Origin of the sequence: Rhabdobacter roseus (assembly GCF_014202275.1) — a bacterium.
GTDB classification, from domain to species: domain Bacteria; phylum Bacteroidota; class Bacteroidia; order Cytophagales; family Spirosomataceae; genus Rhabdobacter; species Rhabdobacter roseus.
Window position 1 is genome coordinate 492521 of sequence record NZ_JACHGF010000004.1, and the last position, 19857, is coordinate 512377.

At 55.1% G+C, this 19857-nt stretch carries 13 protein-coding genes and 1 pseudogene; 6 read left to right on the forward strand and 8 right to left on the reverse strand.

Going from position 1 to position 19857, the window contains the following annotated elements:
• The first annotated feature begins 274 nt into the window (after window positions 1-274).
• Together HNQ92_RS16075 and HNQ92_RS16080 are read left to right on the forward strand one after the other, a co-directional pair.
• Window positions 275-1342 (forward strand): sensor histidine kinase, encoded by a 1068-nt coding sequence (locus HNQ92_RS16075; RefSeq protein WP_184175068.1) that lies wholly within the window; start codon window positions 275-277, stop codon window positions 1340-1342.
• Complete coding sequence (locus HNQ92_RS16080; protein ID WP_184175069.1) at window positions 1339-2067, forward strand: LytR/AlgR family response regulator transcription factor; 729 nt, start codon at window positions 1339-1341, stop codon at window positions 2065-2067. Before HNQ92_RS16075 ends, HNQ92_RS16080 begins: the two co-directional genes overlap by 4 nt.
• A 139-nt stretch (window positions 2068-2206) precedes the next feature.
• Here HNQ92_RS16080 and HNQ92_RS16085 read toward each other — a convergent pair whose 3' ends face one another.
• The 4 genes from HNQ92_RS16085 to HNQ92_RS16100 all read right to left on the reverse strand — a co-directional run bounded on the left by HNQ92_RS16085 (window position 2207) and on the right by HNQ92_RS16100 (window position 7907).
• Window positions 2207-2614 carry a hypothetical protein gene (locus HNQ92_RS16085; protein ID WP_184175070.1) on the reverse strand — a complete coding sequence of 136 codons (408 nt, stop codon included), beginning with the start codon at window positions 2612-2614 and terminating at the stop codon, window positions 2207-2209.
• A gap of 61 nt (window positions 2615-2675) precedes the next feature.
• Complete coding sequence (locus HNQ92_RS16090; RefSeq protein ID WP_184175071.1) at window positions 2676-4148, reverse strand: SusD/RagB family nutrient-binding outer membrane lipoprotein; 1473 nt, start codon at window positions 4146-4148, stop codon at window positions 2676-2678.
• A gap of 30 nt (window positions 4149-4178) precedes the next feature.
• On the reverse strand, window positions 4179-7337 hold the full coding sequence (locus tag HNQ92_RS16095; RefSeq protein WP_184175072.1) for a SusC/RagA family TonB-linked outer membrane protein: 3159 nt from the start codon (window positions 7335-7337) through the stop codon (window positions 4179-4181).
• Between the two features lie 420 nt (window positions 7338-7757).
• Window positions 7758-7907: a hypothetical protein gene (locus HNQ92_RS16100; RefSeq protein WP_184175073.1), complete on the reverse strand. Its 150-nt coding sequence runs from the start codon at window positions 7905-7907 to the stop codon at window positions 7758-7760.
• Between the two features lie 95 nt (window positions 7908-8002).
• On the opposite strand from HNQ92_RS16100, the gene HNQ92_RS16105 reads away from it, so the two are divergent.
• On the forward strand, window positions 8003-10456 hold the full coding sequence (locus HNQ92_RS16105; protein WP_184175074.1) for a tetratricopeptide repeat protein: 2454 nt from the start codon (window positions 8003-8005) through the stop codon (window positions 10454-10456).
• Window positions 10457-10472: 16 nt separating this feature from the next.
• On the opposite strand, the pseudogene HNQ92_RS16110 reads toward HNQ92_RS16105, so the two are convergent.
• The 4 genes and pseudogenes from HNQ92_RS16110 to uvrA all read right to left on the reverse strand — a co-directional run.
• Window positions 10473-10673: pseudogene (locus HNQ92_RS16110) on the reverse strand (hypothetical protein); the annotation flags it as partial.
• Window positions 10674-10698: 25 nt separating this feature from the next.
• On the reverse strand, window positions 10699-11019 hold the full coding sequence (locus tag HNQ92_RS16115) for a helix-turn-helix domain-containing protein (protein ID WP_184175076.1): 321 nt from the start codon (window positions 11017-11019) through the stop codon (window positions 10699-10701).
• Entirely contained in the window at window positions 11012-11116 is a 105-nt protein-coding gene (locus HNQ92_RS29190) for a type II toxin-antitoxin system HigB family toxin (RefSeq protein ID WP_184175147.1), read from the reverse strand. The genes HNQ92_RS16115 and HNQ92_RS29190 overlap by 8 nt, the downstream gene beginning before the upstream one ends.
• A 98-nt stretch (window positions 11117-11214) precedes the next feature.
• The gene (gene uvrA, locus HNQ92_RS16125; protein ID WP_184175077.1) at window positions 11215-14067 is read right to left on the reverse strand and encodes an excinuclease ABC subunit UvrA; all 2853 of its coding nucleotides are present in this window, start codon (window positions 14065-14067) and stop codon (window positions 11215-11217) included.
• Window positions 14068-14450: 383 nt separating this feature from the next.
• Between uvrA and HNQ92_RS16130 the strand changes: the two genes are divergently transcribed.
• From HNQ92_RS16130 to HNQ92_RS16140, 3 genes are all read left to right on the forward strand, one after another.
• A complete protein-coding gene (locus HNQ92_RS16130; RefSeq protein ID WP_343063009.1) occupies window positions 14451-17675 on the forward strand; it encodes a SusC/RagA family TonB-linked outer membrane protein in 3225 nt (1074 codons plus the stop codon).
• Window positions 17676-17719: 44 nt separating this feature from the next.
• A complete protein-coding gene (locus HNQ92_RS16135; RefSeq protein WP_184175079.1) occupies window positions 17720-19444 on the forward strand; it encodes a RagB/SusD family nutrient uptake outer membrane protein in 1725 nt (574 codons plus the stop codon).
• Between the two features lie 183 nt (window positions 19445-19627).
• Complete coding sequence (locus tag HNQ92_RS16140) at window positions 19628-19849, forward strand: hypothetical protein (protein WP_184175080.1); 222 nt, start codon at window positions 19628-19630, stop codon at window positions 19847-19849.
• Window positions 19850-19857: the final 8 nt, after the last annotated feature.

Below are 19857 nucleotides of genomic sequence, written 5' to 3' on the forward strand. Positions count from 1 at the left end.
TTGAATACCTGCCTACAAAATAACAAACACTTGCAGGTACCTAAAAAATGCAATAGATAGAGAGTAGGCGAACACCGACCAACGTACGTTTTCAACCGATGATTCTATTTTTAAGTACTTCTGAGGATCATGGGGGGTACCTATGGACTGAAACCCCCGTTCGATCGGCGTTTTCGGGGCAACGGTCGACTCTCTAGAGGTATTGCCAAAAGTACTATGTATGATTGTGAAGATTTTTGCGTATACTAGCCTAGTAGAAGAAAGTAAACTTATCATGATCTCCCTCTCACCACGTCGTTACGTCACCATCCTTACTCACGTACTCATCTGGAGCTTGTTGGGGATTTTCTTACTATTGTGGCAACCTCTGACCTGGAATGTAATACTGCCAACCCAGTTCTGGATCAAGCAGGCCTTTTTGTTTAGCCTGCTGGTGGCTATTTTTTACATCAATGCGTTATTCGGCGTACCTCGGTTGTTGCTCCGTAACCGCATCGCCTGGTTTGTGGTACTCAACCTGCTGTCGGTGCTGCTGGTGTCGTTTCTGGTGCAGCGCCTGGAGGTGTTCATCAACATGCGCGAGTACATGGAGCGGGCTTATCGGGCCGCCCGGGAAGCGGGGGGCGTCATGAAGCGCGAAGACTGGCTCGACTACTTTTCGCTCATGACGGCCCTGATGGTACTGGGCATTAGTACCAGCCTCACGGCCGTGCAAAACTGGCAGAAGGATATGCTGCTGCGCCAAACCCTCGAGCGCGAAAAGATCAACTCCGAATTGTCATTCCTGAAGGCGCAGATCAACCCACATTTTTTCTTCAATACCCTCAACAACATCTACGCCCTCACGGTGGTAGACGTGGAGGCGGCCCGGGAGTCGTTGCACAACCTGTCGCGTATGATGCGCTACGTCCTTTACGAAACCCAGCAGGAAAAAGTGATGCTGAGCCACGAGATCGACTTCGTGCAGGACTATATCAAGCTTATGAAGCTCCGGCTGACCGAAAAAGTAGTGGTACAGTTTGAGGCCCCTACTCCGCTCAGTGACGTACCCATTGCCCCCATGCTGCTGTTGCCTTTCATCGAGAATGCCTTCAAGCACGGCGTAAGTGCCGTGCAGGCGAGCCACATTGTGATCGTGGTGCGTCAGCAGGGCAATCTGCTGCAGCTGGAAGTACGTAATACGCTCTTTAACGATAAAAAAGTTACCTTGGACGAAAGCAACGGGATCGGGCTGGTGAACACCCGCCGCCGGTTGGATCTGCTCTATCCTAGTCGGTATACCCTCGAAGCCGGAGAGAAGGGCAGTGAGTACGTGGTCAATCTTAAATTGAACGTAACATGATCCTGAACTGCATTGCGGTGGATGATGAGCCCCTGGCGCTGGGCTTGGTCTGCGCCTTTATTGAAAAAACGCCCTTCCTGCGCCTGGTGGGCCGCTACGCCAGTGCCGTGGAGGCCCTTCAGGCGCTTCATCAGGAGCAAGTCGACTTGATTTTTCTGGATATTCAAATGCCCGACCTAACGGGCATCGAGCTGGCCCGGGTGCTGGACAACGCCGCCGAAAAAAGCCCCCGGATTATATTTACCACGGCTTTCAATCACTTCGCGCTGGAGGGGTTTCGGGTCGATGCGCTAGACTACCTGCTTAAGCCTTTCAACTACGAAGAATTTCTGCGGGCCGCTACCAAAGGGAAGGCGTACTTCGAGCTGGTACATCGGGCGGCACCCGCCGCGGCCGACCCTAAGGAAGAGTATCTATTCCTGAAAGTAGAGTACCAGCTGGTGCGCGTGGCCTTTGCGGATATTTTGTACATCGAAGGGTTAAAGGACTACGTAAAAGTGCACCTTAAAAGCGATCAGAAGCCGGTGCTTTCGCTCACCAGCTTGAAAGCCCTGGAAGAAAAACTACCCACCACTCACTTCATGCGCGTCCACCGCTCCTTTATCGTGAACCTGGATAAAATCGCCGCCGTAACCCGCAACAGCATTCAGATCGACCACTCCACCATCCCCGTGAGCGACCAATACAAGGAGACCTTCAATGAATACCTGAGCCGCTGGATGTAAAGCTTAGTAGCAGAGGGCATAGGGGTAAGGGCATAGGGTGGCCCGGAGGAACGCTTGACATTAAAGTACCTTAGAAACAAAAAGTACCCTCTCGATGGCCGAGAGGGTACTTTTTGTTTACAGGGATAGGTACCTATCCCTACCGTACCGTGATGTTGGCGCGCCGGGCGTTAGTCAGGTCGTTGGTCGTAACTACCTCCACCCCCAGGTTGATCACCGTGCCCGCACTGACGCTCGGTACCGTGTAGGTAAAGCTATCTTCGTAGGAATTGTCCCGGTTAAAACCACTGACTGGCTTGGTACTTACGGTCGTTGTGGCGTTGCTCAGCGTTTGGACGAGCCGGAGCTCTTTCACTTCGATGTTTTCGGAGTAGTACCTGAAATTCACCGTGATCTGGCTCCCAGCGGTAGGCTGGGCCTGGGAGAAGGTAAGTACCGGAATGGTGGCCACGGGCCCCAGGATTTCATAGCCCTCGTCATATTCATTGAAGCAGGCGCTCAGGCTCACCAGCAGCGCCATCAGAAGGAGCGAAAGTTGTTTTTTCATAGAGTTCAATGCTTTTATATTCAGTTGAATAAAATCTAAAAAAGTACCTGTAAAGCCACGCCTAGCGGTCCCAGAACACCCGGGCCGTCAGGGAAGTCTCGGGGATATTGGCGCTGTTGTTGTCGAGCTCCGACGGCGGATACAGGAACCGACGCGGGAAAACGCCGTTGGTGACGTTGGTGGTGGGCGGGTTGAGATTGGGAATACCACTCACGGTACCGGCCGCTCCGGCGGGGATACTCCGACGCCAGTCGGCCCAGGCTTCGGTTTGCAGGAACAGCGCAATGTACTTTTCGGTAAAGAGTTTTTGAAGACCGTTTTGCTGAATTGTTTCGGCCGTTTCGCTGGCGTACCGGGCCTCGTAGGCGGGTTGGGCGGAGCCCGTTACCCGTAAGAGCGAGGCCTTCACGGCCGCGTTGTAGGCGGTGGCGGCTTGGGCAAACTGGTTGAGCCGGAGGTGGGCCTCAGCTTCAATGAACTTCACCTCGGCGTACGTAACGATGTTGGTAGGAGCATCGGCCGAAAAAATGTAGGGACCAACCTGCGAAGCGCCGCTGGCCATGGGGCTCCCGGCGGGGGTACCTACGAAGTTACCGGCGGCGTTGGGGCGTACGTAAAAGGGCAGGCGCGGGTCGTTGACACCCGGTGCTACGCGGTCGCGCAGGAGGTCGATGAAGAAGGTACTTACCGAAATGTTGTTTTGCCCGAAGGTATTTTGCAGGAAACCAAACCACGGCCCTCCGGCGTCGGGCGTGGTCCCAAACGACACCTTCATTTCTTCGGCGTTCGACACGAAAGTACCCGCGTTGATGGCCGCCAGTGCCTGCTGGGCCGAACCGTTAGGGTCGATCTTGCTCAGGTGGTTATGGTAGCGGGCTTTCAGTGCATTAGCCGACTTGATCCAGCGGGGGCGGGAGTTGTTGCGCCAGTTGGTCTCGTTGGTAGCCGGAAACACCAGGTCGTTGTTAGACGGCGAGAAGGAGCTGGTGGCGTTCAGGTCTTCGATGCCGCTGTCGAGCAGGCGAAATACCTCCTGGTACAGGGCCTCGCCGCGGTCGTAGGTAGGCCGGGCCACGTTGGCCAGGTCCAGGGCGGTAGAGTAGGGTACGTCGCCCCAGAGGTCTACCAGGTACCCTAGCAGCATGGCGGTCTGGATCTTGGCAATGCCCCGGTAGTGCGTTGAGCCGTTTTCGGTGGCTTTTTCCATGATGGTTTTGAGGTCCATCAGCGCCCCGGCGTAAAAATGGTTGTTCCAGGTACTTTGAAAGTTGGTAGGCAAGTAGGCGTAGGTACTTACGTTGTACTGCACGTTGAGGGTACCGGTCATTTGCTGGATCAGCGAGCTGGCCGTTTGGGCACTGAAATCGGAGATGGCCCAGACCATGTTGGCTTGCGCTACGGGCAGAATCACGTTCACCTGTACGTCGGTAGCGGCGTTGGGGTTGACGTTGGCCTGCTGGAGATCACAGCCCGACAGCAGAAAAAGGCATGCTCCCAGCCAGGCCGCCAGGTACTTGTTTTTTATAGTATTCATAAGGATCGTCAAATACAAAAAGTGTAAAAATTAAAGACCTAAGCTCAGATTGATACCCACGCTGCGGGTCGTGGGGGTACCGAAGGCATCCACGCCGAAGGAAGTGTTGGGCCCGGCCAAGTTCGTTTCCGGATCTACGCCCGAGTAGCCCGTAAATAGGAGCAAGTTCCGGCCGTAGGCGCTGATGTTGAGCGAGCGTAGCTTCAGTTTGCTCACCACCGTTGCCGGTAGCGCGTAGGTAAGCGTTACGTCGCGCAGCCGTACCCAGGAACCGTCCTCAATGAACCGCTCGGCGATGTCCCGGTTGCCGGTATTGTTATTATAGTAGGTCTCATCGTCAATCACCACGGGTGTGGTATTCACCGTGCCGTCGGCTTTTACGCCTTTAAAAATGACCCGGTGGCCGCGGTCGTAGGTGAAGTCGGCTACACCCTGGGCACGCATCCAGTTGCTGGTCACGTTGGCTACGTCGCCGCCCTGGCGGATGTCCCAGAGGAAGGTCAGCGATAGGTTTCTATAGGAGAAGTTGTTGCGCAGCCCCAGCAGGAAGTTAGGCGTAGGATCACCCAGCTTCACGTCGCCCGAGGGATTGTCGGCCGTGATGGGGTTCCGCACCGGGAAGCCTTGGTTAGAGATGATCACGTTGCCGTTGGCATCGCGCTGGAAGCCCGTGCCGTAGAATACGCTATAGGGCTCCCCTTCCTTCACCAGCGGGCGCAGGTTTCCGAAGCCGTCCAGTGGAATGCGGTCAACCGGTAGTTCGAGCACTACGTTACGATTGCGCGTAAAGTTGGCGATTAGGTCCCACTTGAAATCGTTGATCTGCACCGGCGTGGCATTCAGGATGACCTCCCAGCCCTGGTTCTGGATGGTACCGGCGTTGATGCGCTGGTTGGTGTAGCCGGTACTGCCGGGCACGGATACCGAAATGATCTGGTCTACGTTGCGGGCGCGGTAGTAGGTTGCATCCACGCTCAGGCGGTTGTTGAAGAAGCGCAGCTCGGTACCTACTTCGATGGTTTTGTTCCGCTCCGGCCTCAGGTTAGGATTGCCGGCCAGGTTGGAAAGCTCGACGCCCCCCACGCCCGAAGGCAGCGGGAATACCAGCGAACCACCCCAGACTCCCGCGATGGAGCCGCGGTTGTAGAAAGTCTGATCCGAGAAAACGGGAGCATCCCGGCCCGCTTCCGAGTAGGAGGCCCGAATCTTGCCAAAGCTGAAGAGACCCTGGTTGATGCCCAAGGCTTCGGTGAAAATAAAGCCTGTCCCCACCGAGCCGTAGAAGAAGGAGTTGTTGGGCGGCAGCAGGGTAGAGGTCCACTCGTTCCGGCCGTTCAGCTCTAGGAAGAGGTAGTTTTTGTAGTCGATCGAGGCCCGCGAAAAGAGCGCGGCCGTTTTCTTGGCAAACTGATTCTGGATCTGGACCAGGTTGCTCTGGGCGTTGGCGATGTTATAAAGCCCCGGAATGGCCAGGCTCCGGCCGTCGAAGTACTGCCGCGAGCCCGCCTGGCTGTAGTAGTTTTGCCCCACCATCAGCGATACGTTAAAATCGCTAAGTTGCTTGGTGGCCGTCACGATGAAGTCGGAGTTGATGATCCGGTCGGTGTAGGTATCTTCCTGTACGCGTCCGCCGGGCAGGGCGTCACCCCCAAAACTACCCACGGCCCACTGCTGGCGGCGCTTGTCGGTGGAGGCGTCGGTCCCGATCCGGTACATCACGTTCAGCCAGGAGGTAGGGTCGTAGTTGGCCTGCAAGTACCCCAGGATGCGGTTTACCTCGTCCTTGTAGGGGTTGTTGTTGATGGTCCAGTAAGGGTTGTCGGGAGAGTTGGTCCGGAAGGCCCGCTGCGTCCCGTTGGGAAGTACGTACCCCAGGGAGTTATCGAAGCTGGGTGGCGTGCGGATGGTACCTTGCACCACGTCGGCGAAGTTATCGCCGCGCCCAAAGCGCGTGCTGTTGCTGTACACGTAGGTAGCCGAGCCCGCCACGCGCAGCTTACTGCTCAGCGACGATTCGCCCGTGAGCTTGAAGGTACTTCGGTTGTACTGGTTGGAGGGGATGATCCCGCTCTGGCGGTAATCACCCACGGAGAAGTACACCGAGCTGTTTTTATTGCCAGTCGAGACGTTGAAGTTGTTGTCGAAGGTAAGCCCCGTTTGGTAAAAAACATCCTGGTTGTTGACGGGCGTCAGCCGGGCATCGGCGACGGCGCTAGGGTGGTTCATGTCCACCAGAAAACCCCGGGCGTCGGCCGGATTGTTGGAGGAGCCGTCGTAGCGAAGGGTAGTGAGCGGAGGCCCGAAGTGTCCAAAAGTACCGGTGGCATATACGCCGCGGTCACCCTGGGCGTAACGCATTTGGGCCGGGAAGTTGCGCATGATGCGGTCGGCGGAGGTATTGGACGAAAAATTGACCGACACGTTTTGTACCTCGGAACGCGAGCCTTTTTTGGTAGTAATAATCACCACCCCACTGGCCGCCTGGATGCCGTACAGCGCCGTAGCCGCCGGGCCTTTCAGTACGTTCACCGACTCGATGTCGTTGGGGTTGATGTCGATGGCGCGGTTGGGTACATCCACGCTGGAAGAGCGGCTGGTGGTCCGGAAGCTGTTGTTGATGGGAATCCCATCGACCACAAACAGCGGCTGGTTTTCACCGCTGATGGACGACATCCCCCGAATCACGATGCTGGAAGCCGCCCCGGCCGACCCGCCCTGCCGGGTGATCTGCACGCCCGCTACCTTGGCGTTGAGGGCGTCCAGTAGGTTAGGCTCGCGCGAGAGGGCCAGGTCCCGGCTTTTGACTTCCTGCGTGGCCGATACCAGCGCCCGTTTTTCCTGCGTAATCCCAAAGGCTGTCACCACGACTTCTTCGAGCTGGCTCACGTCGGTTTCCAGCGCTACGTTGATGACGGTTTGGTTATTGACCGTAACCCGTTGAGCCAGGTACCCTATGAATGAAAACGAAAGTACCGTGTTGCCCGCCGAAACCGACAGGGAGTAGTTTCCTTCGGCATCGGTTGTGGTGCCGGTGTTGGTTCCCTGAACAACCACGCTCACGCCCGGCAGGGCCGATCCGTTTTCCTGAGCGGTTACTTTTCCCCGCACCGTGACGGACTGAGCCCGTAGCTGCGCCGTCGAAAAGCAAAGGAAAAGGAGTAAGAGATGAATCGTAAAATGTTTGGTCATGTAGTTGAGAAGTTTAAAAATTTAGGTTAAACAGATAGAAATAGAATACGTGAAATACGGGTGAAATGCAGAGCCAGCTGCCGGAGTGGTAAGACTCGGGCCGCTCCAACGGTATAGCAGGATCGGTACGTATGTTTATCAGAAACCAGACGCCGCGACCGCTCAAAGTACCTTCCGGAAATTGTATGACCGGAAGCAAGTAAGGAGGAGTAGAAAAGCAAGTATAGAACGGTATGGGTGGACAGCCTTTGCCTCCGCTTTATGGCGGCGGAACAGAATAACGTTGCAAAAAAAAGATTTTATGTGAATTTGGCAAATAAGCGGTCGTTTTTTATCTGATCCTGGCACAAAACAGACCAGATCCAGAAGATTTACCACGGACTAAGGCTTCTGGATCTGGCGGTAAGCGTAGCCAGGTACCTACCCCTTCAGCTCTTCCTTCAAAAACTTGCCCGTGTAGCTGCCTGCCGTTTTGGCCACTTTTTCGGGGGTACCTTCGGCCACAATCTGGCCGCCCAGGGTACCTCCTTCGGGGCCCACATCCACCACGTGGTCGGCGGCTTTCACCATGTCGAGGTTGTACCTTTTTTATATCCGCTGGCGCGCAGTACTCCTATAATCGGTTGGTATTTCTTATTTTTGAAAAATACCTCACCCACAGCACTATGCAACTTAACGAACTGGGCCTACTGGCCCAAAACCTCCTCACTTACGTACAGCAAACCAACGTGACCGACATGACCGGAGTGCTGGCTGGGGGCATACTGGGCAACCGCATCGATGCCGTGCGCGGAATGGCGGGGAACAAGCTCTGGCAAACCGGAAAAAGCTGGTATCAGAAAAACGTGGCGGACCTGGACGTACCGGTGAATGCCACCCTGCAACGGGCCATCCGGCGCTCGTACCTGAGCTCACTGGTACAAACCTGTGACGAGAGCATTGTCTTCATTCAAACCCTGGACAATGGTGGCGAGCACCTGGCCACCCAGCGTACCCGCCTACAAGGCCTGTATCACAAACTCCAACGCACACTACCTACCCTGTGCCGCTTCCCCCTGAGCGATACGGACTACCAGATCCGGCTTATCGAAATTATCCGCAACAAATTATCTGCTGAGATAGAGAGGGTAGATACCCAGCAAACGCTACCCGACAACCCCGCCGATAAGGTATTTGATCAACTCGTATTGTGGGACTACACGCATGAGCTAAGCGAACGGCAATTGCTGTTGCAAGATGAGGTACACCGCTTTGTGCTGGATGAGCTGCGCACCGTCCGTGGACTGGAGGTACCCGAGGCGCTGGAAGCTTTGCTATGCCTGGGTTGGATGCAGGGGGACCACCATCAGACTTTTTTTGAATTGATGTGCCGCAATTTCTCCGAAGAAATTAAACACGTAGAAGGCGTAAGCGAGATATTCAACGCCAAACTGCTGGCCATGCTGAAAGAGCAGATGGCCGAGGTATTGGAGGGAGTAAAAGCTACTCAAGCGGGGATAGAGCGCATGGAAGGCCGGTTGACTATCCTGCCCACGGAGGTAGCCAATGAAGTAGTAGCCCGGATTTCGACCCTTAATTTTGATATTTATGAAACGCACCGCCAGCTAAGTGCTCAACTCAGCCAACTGAACGAAGAATTTGCGGAAGTAAGCCAGAAAAAAGAAAAGCACGAACAAAAATTAGCGACCGTGGAGGATGAAGAAGTGCGGGAATTACTCACGGGTACCTTGCAGGACCTGACCACGAAACTCCTGACATTGAGCCAACAGCGCAATAAACTAGAAAGGGAGCTCACCGTATTTGAAGAAAACGTACGTACCCTGGCGTTGCGTTTATACAGCGACAGTGCCCCCGCTAGCCCCCGACTGCACGAAGCCAGAAGGCTATTTGAGCAAGGCGACCTGGAAGGGGCCAACCGGGCCTTGAACCCCGATGAGCTGGAAAGGGATAAAGCCTTGCTGGAAAAGGCAGAAGCTTTTCTGACCCAGAAAAAACAGACCCTGGCCCAAGAGTACCTGACCAAAGCCCAATTGATTGCTTTGGATAAAGACAACCTGAACTGGTTTACCGAGGCCTGCTACTACTATACCGAAGCCGTAGCGATCTGGGAAAACTATGATAGTTGTTTTTCGGCGGCCTATTTTTTGGCGGAGCATAATCAGCATAGGCAGGCCATTCATTACTATGAATTGATGCTGAAGTACGCCGCGGATGACGCTCAAAAGGCTATCGTATTGAACAACCTGGCGGTTTTGCATAAAAACACGCAGCAGCTCAAGCAGGCCGAGGAGGAGTACAGCGAGGCGCTGGATATCTACCGAAGCCTGGCGCAGGAGAATCCCCAGGCTTACCTGCCCGCTGTGGCCACGACGCTGAACAACCTGGCGATTTTGCATTCTGACACACAGCAGCTCAAGCAGGCCGAGGAGGAGTACAGCGAGGCGCTGGATATCTACCGAAGCCTGGCGCAGGAGAATCCCCAGGCTTACCTGCCCGCTGTGGCCACGACGCTGAACAACCTGGCGGTTTTGCATTCTGACACACAGCAGCTCAAGCAGGCCGAGGAGGAGTACAGCGAGGCGCTGGATATCCGTAGAAGCCTGGCGCAGGAGAATCCCCAGGCTTACCTGCCCGCTGTGGCCACGACGCTGAACAACCTGGCGATTTTGCATTCTGACACACAGCAGCTCAAGCAGGCCGAGGAGGAGTACAGCGAGGCGCTGGATATCTACCGAAGCCTGGCGCAGGAGAATCCCCAGGCTTACCTGCCCGCTGTGGCCACGACGCTGAACAACCTGGCGATTTTGCATTCTGACACGCAGCAGCTCAAGCAGGCCGAAGAGGAGTACAGCGAGGCGCTGGATATCCGTAGAAGCCTGGCGCAGGAGAATCCCTTGGCTTTTCAATTAGACCTTGCTAGAACACTTATTAGTTTGGGACTATTTTATCAGAACACTTTACCGAATAAAGAAAAGTCGCTGGACTACGCAGGTCAAGCTTATATGAATGCCGAGCCGTATACTGCCGAAGTACCCCTAGCCCGCCAAATCTGTGATATGGCTATGGGGGTCTGGCAAAAATGGGGAGAAGATTTGCTCCGGCACCTGGAAGGCGGGTAGGAGGACTAAATTTCCCCTACCCCTTCAGCTCTTCCTTCAAAAATTTCCCTGTGTAGCTACCCGCGGTTTTGGCTACTTTCTCGGGGGTACTTTCGGCCACGATCTGGCCGCCCAGGGTACCTCCTTCGGGGCCCACGTCCACCACGTTGTCGGTGGCTTTCACCATGTCGAGGTTGTGCTCGATGATCAGTGCCTTGTTTCTATGATCCGCAAGCTCCCTTTTGGCTATTTTCAGGCAGGAATCAAAAAGCTAACGGGTATGCGGAGCCCTTTGCTACGGTAAGTTCTTGCTTGTAATTCAGCACTTTAGATACTTTGGTCTTGTCGCCTATGAAAGGAATGAGGTCGAGTTGTTTGAGGTTATCCTGCTCCATTTTATATTTTAAAAAAGCAATGGGATCGCTGGGCTGCATCGGGACGTGAAGGGCTTCGTAGGCTTCTACCAGGGTGGCTAGCATATCCATCTCCTGTTCTTCGGCGGGTGTTTTCGTAGGATTTTCCATTAACTCCCACACCCGGCTCAGCGCCATTTTATAGTGTTTTTCGCTTTGCAGGTTATCCATTGTATTTGATTTGAGTCACGTTGATTCGATCATATTCTTTATGGGTACCTATCCAGATAATGAAAACCAGCTGGTACTTGTAGTCAATTTTTGTAATGTAAAGTTGCTACTATCGCAACTTCTTTGAATATTATATAGCTTGCAGGGGCAAAACGAAGCTACAATCAGGTTAAGGTAGCCGATTAGCCTAAATCTTTAATTCAGCTCTTCCTTCAAAAATTTTCCCGTGTAACTGCCCGCGGTTTTGGCCACTTTCTCGGGGGTACCTTCGGCCACAATCTGGCCGCCCAGGGTACCTCCTTCGGGGCCCACGTCCACCACGTGGTCGGCGGCTTTCACCATGTCGAGGTTGTGCTCGATGATCAGCACGGTGTTGCCTTTTTCGACGAGCTTTTGCAGGACGTTGAGCAAATGGTGAATATCCTGGAAGTGGAGGCCCGTGGTGGGCTCATCCAGGATGTAGAGCGTTTTGCCGGTGTCGCGCTTGGAGAGCTCCTCGGCCAGCTTCACGCGCTGCGCTTCGCCGCCCGAGAGGGTGGTGGCGTGCTGGCCCAACGTAATGTACCCCAGCCCTACGTCGTTGAGGGTTTGTACCTTGCGCAGGATGCGCGGCTGGTTTTCGAAGAAGGGCAGCGCCTGCTCCACGGTCATGTCCAGGACGTCGGCTACGGATTTTCCCTTAAAACGTACCTCCAGTGTTTCGCGGTTGAAGCGTTTGCCCTTGCAGGTCTCGCAGTCGATGTACACGTCCGGCAAGAAGTCCATCTCGATCTTCTTGCGCCCGGCTCCTTCGCAGTCTTCGCAGCGGCCGCCTTTGACGTTGAACGAAAAGCGCCCCGGCTTGTAGCCCCGGATTTTGGCCTCGGGTAGTTCGGCAAAGAGCGAGCGGATGTCGGTAAACAAGTTGGTGTAGGTAGCCGGGTTGGAGCGGGGCGTACGGCCAATGGGCGACTGATCCACCTCAATCACCTTGTCGATGTGCTCCAGGCCTTCGATGCTCTTGTAAGGGAGTGGCTCCCGGCGCGAGCGGTAAAAGTGCTGGGTCAGGATGGGGAAGAGCGTTTCGTGGATGAGCGAAGACTTGCCGCTGCCGCTCACGCCCGTGATGCACAGCATAGTACCCAGGGGTAGTTTAAGGGTCACGTTCTTGAGGTTGTGGCCCGTGCAGCCCTTAAGTACCAGCGTGTGGCCGTTGCCCTTGCGGCGCTGGGCAGGTACTTCGATGCCCCGCCGCCCGCTGAGGTAGTCGGAGGTGATGGTTCCGTTCTTCAGGAATTCTTCGGGGGTACCTTGGCCCACAATTTGTCCGCCGTGGCGACCGGCACCGGGGCCGATGTCCACGATGTAGTCAGAGGCCAGCATCATGTCCTTATCGTGCTCCACCACCAGTACGGTATTGCCGAGGTCGCGTAGGTTCTTAAGCGACTGGATCAACCGGACGTTGTCGCGCTGGTGCAGGCCAATGCTGGGCTCATCCATGATGTAAAGTACCCCCGTGAGCTGGGTACCTATTTGGGTGGCAAGGCGGATGCGTTGCGCCTCCCCGCCCGACAGCGTCCGGAGGGCGCGGTTGAGCGTGAGGTAGTCCAGGCCAACGTCGAGCAGGAACTTCACACGCTTCCGGATTTCCTTAAGTACCTCATGAGCAATGAACCGCTGCCGCTCTTCGAGCCGCTCTTCCAGATCTACCAGCCAATCGGCCAGTTGCCGAATGTCCATTTCGGCCAGCTGTGAAATATTTTTGGCGTCAAGCTTGAAGTGCAGCGACTCCTGCCGCAGGCGAGCGCCCTGGCAGTCGGGGCAGGTACGTACCACCAAAAAATCCTTCAGCCAGTCCTGGATCTTATCACTGCCGCTTTCCTGCTGGCGTTTCAGGAAGTTGATAATGCCGTCAAACTTCGTGTCCCACTCCGTGCCGGGGTACTTTTTGGAAGGTACCGGGATGGCCTCGTCGCTGCCGTACAGCACTACCTTGATCGCCTCGGGCGGAAATTTTTCCAGCGGGGTACTTAGCGTAACTTTGTATTTCTTAAGAAGTACCTCCAGTTGCTTGAAAATCCAGGCTTCGCGGTACTCGCCCATGGGCGCTATACCGCCCCGACTGATGCTGAGCGACTTGTCCGGCATCACCGACTCCTCCGTAATTTCTTCCACCACGCCCAAGCCCTGGCAGGTAGGGCACCAGCCGTAGGGCGAGTTGAACGAGAAGCTGTTCGGGGCCGGATCGTCGTAGCTAATGCCCGACTCGGGGTCCATGAGGTTTTGGGAGAAGTACTGCGCTACGCCGTCGGTACCCATTACCATCATGGCGCCTTTGCCCTGTTTGAGGGCCGTCGTGACCGACTGGCTCAAGCGGTAGCGCACCTGCGGGTCTTCGGCCTCGGGGTCCGGGACGAGGCGATCGATCACAATCTCGATGTCGTGTACCTTGTAGCGGTCGAGCTGCATTTTGGGTACAATGTCCTGCACGTCGCCATCTACCCGTACTTTGTTGTAGCCCAGGCGGGCAATCTGCACAAACAGCTCGCGGTAGTGGCCCTTGCGGCCCTTCACAACGGGGGCCAGCAGGGTCGTTTTCTGGCCCTGAAACTGGGAGAGGATCTGGGCGATGATCTGGTCCTGCGACTGCTTCACCATGCGGCGGCCCGTCACGTACGAAAACGCCTCACCCGCCCTTGCGTATAGTAGTCTAAGGAAGTCGTAAATTTCCGTTACGGTACCTACCGTTGAGCGGGGGTTGCGCGAGGTCGTTTTTTGTTCAATGCTAATCACCGGCGACAGGCCGCTGATCTTGTCTACGTCGGGGCGTTCCATTTCGCCAATAAAGCCACGGGCGTAGGCCGAAAAGCTCTCCATGTAGCGGCGTTGCCCTTCGGCGTAGATGGTGTCGAAGGCCAGGGAGGATTTTCCGCTCCCGCTGATGCCCGTTACAACAACGAGCTTATTACGGGGTATTTCAACGTCAATATTCTTGAGATTATGCTCACGGGCGCCCTGTACTTCAATCCGGTCGTAGCCCGTAAGGTCAATGTCGTTCAGTGGTTTCAATGGTACTTTGGGTAGATGTAGGTAAAGAACCGGTAAAGGAAATCTATTTTTTTAAAACGGCAAAAAGCCAGGTTGAGTTCGGCCCGAGTACCGCTTTCAAGCCTCCGTAGGATCATTCTTTTTTGGGGCCTGCTCCAGGTACCTTTTTTAAAAAAACGGCTCCATTTGCTTGTAGACAAGGTGTAGTTATCCGTATACTAAGAATGTTACTATTTGGAGAAATATTTTTATTATGAAATGCTAGTTATGATTTTTTTATCGTGTACATTTCATGGCAATTTTTCCTGATTGCACCCCCAAATCTATCCAATTATTCAACCTTCAACTACTCTATGTGTATGATGAGAATTGTACGAAATGCAGCCCGATGGGCTGTACTTACCGTGCTGGTATTGAGTGCAGTACTAGCGCAGGCGCAAGAACGCCGCGTGACCGGCCAAATAACTACCTCCTCGGAAAACCAGGGGCTGCCGGGTGCCAACGTACAGGTGAAAGGCACGACGATCGGTACTGTAACGGATGCCGACGGAAATTACTCCCTCACGGTACCGGGGAACAACGCGGTACTGGTCTTTTCTTCCATTGGTTTCATGAAGCAGGAAGTGACGGTAGGAAGCCAGAGCGTGATTAACATTTCCCTGAGCGACGACGTAAAAAGTCTGAGTGAAGTCATCGTAACGGGGTACGGCACGCAGTCGAAGCGGGATATTACCGGTGCCGTATCGACCATTGACGTGAAGCAGGCGCTGGCCGTGCCCGCCACCAACCTGGCCCAGGCCATGCAGGGACGCGTGGCCGGCGTGAACGTCTCCAACGACAACTCGCCCGGTGGGGGCGTCATGGTGCGTATCCGGGGCTTTGGTACCATCAACGACAACTCGCCGCTCTACGTGATCGACGGTACGCCTACCAAAGGTAGCTTGAACTCGCTCAACCTCAATGACATTGAGTCGATGCAGGTACTTAAGGATGCGTCGGCTGCCTCCATCTACGGAGCCCGGGCGGGAAATGGGGTAGTTATCATTACCACCAAAAAAGGCAAAGCCGGCAAACCCAAGCTGACCTACGATACCTACTACGGCACGCAGAGCGCCTGGCGCGGACTGGATCTGTTGAATACCCAGGAGTACGCCAACGTACTGTGGCGGTCACGGATTAACGCCCTGAATACGCTGGTAAACGGCGTAGCTACGCCCAATGCGGGGCAGTCGGGCTTGGTTTATCCCAGCAACGCGCAGTTTGGGAACGGAGCCACGCCCGTCATTCCGGACTACATCATCCCCGGAGGAGCCAAAGAGGGTGACCCTCGCGCCGATCCCAGCCGCTACGTTTATGATCCCTTTAATCCCAGCAGTCGCTACCTGATTAGCCGCGCCAACAAGGAAGGGACCGATTGGTTTGGCGAAATGTTCAATCCCGCGCCCATCCAGAACCACCAGCTGGGAGTATCGGGTGGCAACGAAAACGGCCGCTACGCCATGTCGCTCAACCTTTTCGATCAGAGGGGTATTATGCAATACACCTACTACAAGCGGTACTCACTGCGGGCCAATACGGAGTTTAACGTCACCAGCCGGGTACGGGTAGGAGAGAATTTCCAGGTGGCACTCGACGAGCGCGTAGGCCAAACCAACGGCAACCAGAATGAATCCAACCCCATTTCGTTTGCCTTCCGGATCCAACCCATCATTCCCGTTCGGGACATCATGGGCAACTACGCCGGTACTTCCGGCCCCGACCTGGACAACTCCCGGAACCCCATTGCAGAGCTGTGGCGCAACAAAGACAACGTAGGCCGCAACGTCCGGCTGTTTGGCAATGCCTACGCCGAAGTAGACATTGCCAAAAACCTGACGGCCCGCACGCAGTTTGGAGTAGACTATAACCTCTACAACATGCGGTCGTACCGCGCCGTGGATCTGGAGTCGTCCGAAAATGCGGGCGCTAACCAGCTGGACCAAACCAACAACTACGAGTGGACCTGGACCTGGTACAATACCCTAACCTACAAAACAAGCTTCCTGGACGATCGGCTAAGCTTCAGCGTGCTGGCCGGTACCGAGTCCATCAAAAGTTTTTGGGAACAATTTACGGCCCGTCGCCAGCGCTTTGCCTCCGACGACATCGAAAACAGGTACCTGGACGCCGGGAACCCCGGTACGTCGGTCAACTCCGGTACCGCCGCCGACTGGCGGCTGGCTTCGGAGTTTGCCAAGGCCAACTTCTCTTTTAATGATAAGTACCTGTTGGATCTGACGGTCCGCCGCGACCGCTCCTCCCGCTTTGCCGAGGCGTTCCGGATTGCGTACTTTCCCGCCGTATCGGCCGGGTGGCGTATTTCCAACGAGGGCTTCATGAAAGGAATCAGCTGGCTCGACGACCTGAAGATCCGGGCGGCCTGGGGACAAACCGGTAATCAGGAGATCGGAAACTACAACCCCTTCGGGATTTTTGGGACCAATGCAGCCCAGAATTTCTACGACCTCAACGGCGCTAATACTTCGTCGGTACAAGGCTACGATCGCTTCCAGTTTGCCAACCCCCGCGCCAAGTGGGAAACAACTACCTCCACTGACCTAGGCTTTGATGCCGTGCTGCTGCGAGGAAAAGTAGACCTAAACTTCGACTGGTTCAACCGCCGTACTTCCGACATGCTCTTCCGGCCCGATGTACAGCGTACGCAAGGGGTAGCCACCGTACCGTTCCAGAATATTGGAGAAATGGTGAATAAAGGCGTTGAGCTGGGGCTTAACTACAACGGAAGCAGCCTCAACGGGGATCTGCGGTATTCTGTGGGGGCCAATATCTCTACCTACCGCAACCAGGTCGTTGCCCTTACCGGCGATCCGGCCACGCAGTACTTTGGTTTTACCACGCGCCTCCCGGCCATGAGCGTAACCCAGGCCGGGCAGCCCATCGGCTCCTTCTTTGGCTATGTTATTGATGGTTTTATTAATACCGACGAAGAAGGTACCCGCCTGCCGGCGCAGTTTGGCGGCGGTGTGAACAACAAAGCCGGTAACTTTAAGTTTGTGGATGTGAACGGCGACGGCATCATCAACGCCAGTGACCGCACCATCATTGGTACTCCTCACCCTGACTTCAGCTACGGGATCAACGTGAGCGTCAGCTACAAAGCCTTCCGGTTGGATCTGTTCGGCCAGGGTGTACAGGGCAACCAGATCTTCAACTATGTGCGCTACTGGACCGACTTCCCCACCTTCGGGGGAAACCGCAGCAAACGGATGCTGAACGAGTCGTGGGAGCCCGGCAAAACGGACGCCAAACTACCCATACTGCGCTCCAACGACGTTGTGTCGAGCCAGCCTTCCACCTACTACCTGGAAGATGGCTCGTACATGCGCCTCAAGAACGTTCAGCTGACCTACACCATCCCGACCAAGATTCTGTCGAAAGTAGGTTTAGGGCAGGCCTCGGTCTACCTGCAAGGCCAAAACTGGCTGACCTTTACCAAATATACGGGCCTGGATCCGGAGATTAACCTGCGCAACTCCAGCGGTACCGATCAGGACCGTCAGATTGGCGTCGATGAAGGTGCTTACCCGGCTTACCGGGCTACGTTGGTAGGCTTGAGCCTCAGTTTCTGATTGGTAAGGGTGGATGATTTTAACGTATCAAAAGAAAGACAACGATGAAAAAAGTATTCATACTAGTAAGCTTATTTTACTTTGGACTGGCTACTTCCTGTAGCGACAAGTTTTTGGAAGTAAAACCCAAAGCGGCGCTCTCGCTCGAAACCCTGAAAAACCGCGCGGGCATCAACTACCTCCTGACGGGAGCCTACTCGCTGGTAGACGGCGTAGGAGCCGGTACTACCTCCTGGCACGGCTCGGCCGACAACTGGATCTACGGAAGCGTGGCCGCCGACGACGCCTACAAGGGTACCATTGCCGGTGACCAACCCGAGATTTCGCTGATTGAGCAAAAGCTCATTCAGCCCGACAACGGACACTTCCGGGGCAAGTGGCAGGCCGTGTACGACGGCGTGGCCCGTGCCAACGACGTGTTACTGCTGGTGGACCAGATCGCGGAGCTATCCGACGTTGAAAAGGTGCAGATCAAGGCGCAGGCGCGGTTTCTGCGGGGGCATTTTCACTTTGAAGCTAAAAAAACCTGGAACATGGTACCCTACATCGACGAGACAGTGTACAACCCCGACGACCTGAACAGCACCAAAGTACCCAACGACAAGGACATCTGGCCTAATATCGAAGCCGACTTCAAATATGCCCTTGATAACCTGCCCGAAACCCAAACCCAAAAGGGCCGCGCTACTAAGTGGGCCGCGGCGGCTATGTTGGGCAAAGCGTACCTGTTTCAGCGGAAGTGGGCCGAGGCCAAGGCACAGTTTGACGCCATCGTCAACAGTGGCCGCTACAGCCTCGTGGCGCGGTACAGCGACAACTTCCGGGCCGCTACCAACAACAACGCCGAGGCTATCTTTGAGGTGCAGCACTCCGTGAACGACGGAGCCCCCGGCGGCGAAAACGGGAACCAAGGCGCTACCCTCAACTACCCCTACGGCGGTGGCGGCGTAACGACCTGCTGTGGTTTTTATCAACCCAGCCAAAACCTGGTAAATGCCTTCAAGACGCAAAACGGGCTCCCGCTTTTTGATACCTTCAACAATTCGGACGTTAAAAACGACCAGAACATCGAAGTAACGCAGCCCTTCACGCCCGACGCCGGAGAACTTGATCCCCGCCTCGACCACACCGTGGGGCGCCGGGGAATTCCTTTCCTGGATTGGGGCGTGCATCCGGGTAAGGCCTACGTGCGCGACCAGGCCTACGGCGGGCCTTACTCACCCCGCAAGCACCTGATGTACCGCTCCGATGTAGGTACCAATACTTTTTCGGGAAACCCCCGCTTGAATGCCAACAACTACCGCATGGTACGCTACGCGCACGTACTGCTGATGCTGGCCGAGTGTGAGGTAGAGCTGGGCAACCTGGCGCGGGCGCGGGAGCTGGTAAACCAGGTACGTCGCCGGGCGGCTAATCCGGATGGATTCGTGAAAAACGCCAACGGTAGCAACGCCGCCAACTACGTAATCAGCGAGTATGGTGCAGGCGACAGCGCCTTCAGCAACGCTGAAAATGCCCGCAAAGCGGTCCGTTTTGAAACCCGCATAGAGTTAGGGATGGAAGGGCACCGCTTCTTCGACCTGGTACGCTGGGGCTTGGCCGATCAGGTTTTGAATGCCTACTATGCCGTCGAGAAAGCCAAGCGGACCTACTTCAACGGGGTGGCGTTTACCAAAGGTAAGCACGAGTACTACCCCATTCCGCTCCAGGAAATTGTGAACTCACAGGCAGCAGGCAAAGCTACCCTGAAACAAAATCCGGGGTACTAGTCTCCTTTATTTCACGAAGTAACTACGCCGCCGCCGCTCCCTTGGGAGGGCGGCGGCGTAGTTTTTTATAAACCTTTTACTAAAAAAAACTAAAAAGCAAGAGATGAGCACTATGCAGGCATACTTTTTTAGAAGTTTTTTTTCGTTCCTAAACCAAAAGAAAGAATCCAAAAAAGAAACTCCATGTTCAAGAACCCACTTTTCGCGCTCGGCTTCGTGACGTTGTTCTTAGTCATTTATACCGTACTGGGGCATTGGGATACCAATCACAGCCTGGTCACGGTCATGTTTATTTTTTCGCCGTTCTTGATGATTTGGCTCGTGTATACGGTACTTCGCTACGGAGAGCCTTCCGAGCGTACCTTCGACGAGTACTTCTACGATGACGTCGACATCAAATCCTAGCCCAAGTA